This is a genomic window from Embleya sp. NPDC056575 (assembly GCF_042793325.1).
Lineage (GTDB): Bacteria > Actinomycetota > Actinomycetes > Streptomycetales > Streptomycetaceae > Embleya.
Map to the genome: position 1 here is coordinate 1 of NZ_JBHTVA010000213.1, position 1,005 is coordinate 1,005.

General features: G+C 67.3%; 1 protein-coding gene and 1 riboswitch. The gene reads right to left on the reverse strand.

What is annotated here, in order from left to right; translation table 11 throughout:
- Nucleotides 1–86, reverse strand: a riboswitch (cobalamin riboswitch). This riboswitch is flagged as partial in the annotation.
- A gap of 97 nt (nucleotides 87–183) precedes the next feature.
- Nucleotides 184–1,005: 3-hydroxyacyl-CoA dehydrogenase family protein (locus tag ACFRCG_RS48845; RefSeq protein WP_380043140.1), on the reverse strand; the 822-nt coding region annotated here is incomplete at its 5' end.

A 1,005-nucleotide genomic window follows, 5' to 3' on the forward strand; every position in this document is an offset into this window, starting at 1 on the left:
CGGGGCAGTCCCGGATTCCCACCGGGTTCCCTCTTACGACGCATCCCGCCTGGCGGACGGGGCGAACCAGTTGCACCGACCAGCCTAGGGGGCGCTCACCCGGCGCGGCGGACCACGTCGGGCATTCGGACGGTGAGCTGGGACACGCGGTCCGAGCCCCTCGGCCCGGTCACGCCGGGATGCTCACTCCTGGCCGTACACGTGGAACCCGCGGCCGGTCTTGCGGCCCAGCAGCCCTGCCTCCACCATCCGCTGGAGCAGCGGGGGCGGCGCGTAGAGAGGTTCCTTGAACTCCTCGTACACGTTGTCAGTGTGCGCGACTACCGCTGCCACCTGCGGTTTCATGGCCTGTTCTGGGTTGTGGGGTGCCCAGGGCTCAGGGACATTCGGTTGTGGATCTTGACCGAACCATTCGTCCATGGCGGCGAGGCCCCGCTTGCCCGCCCCGGGCATGAAGTGAGCGTAGTGCGTCAGCGTGGTCTGCGGCGAGGCATGCCCGAGCCACTGAGACACGCTCACGATCGACTCGCCGGCCTCAAGCTGGGTACTCGCGTACGTGTGCCGGAGGACGTGGAACATGTCCTCGCGGGAGAGTTCGTAGACGGAGTAGCGACGGCTGCGACCTCCGTACGTCTCAGCCTTGTCGCCGACCTTCTTCACGACACCGGCCGCCGCGAGTGCGGGCCGCCAGCTCCGCTTGCTCCACATCGAGTAGTTGATTCGATTGGCCTGCGGGGAGCTCAGCACCAGCCGGACGCTGATCGGTTTACGCTGTCGCCCTTCCAGCTCGGTCGTCGGCGGCTCAGGGTTGCGCCACGGGAGCGTGCAGGCGATCGAAGGGAAGCGGCGCAGGTGGTCCTGGACACGCTTGGCGAGGTTGGGGGAGAGGGGAACGTCTCGCGTTTTGCCGCTCTTGGGCAGGCAGAAGTACGGCCTTCCATGGCTTCCCTCCTGCTCGACCGTCGTGTTCCGGGTTCTACGACGGCATGGTCCAGGTGCTGTGCG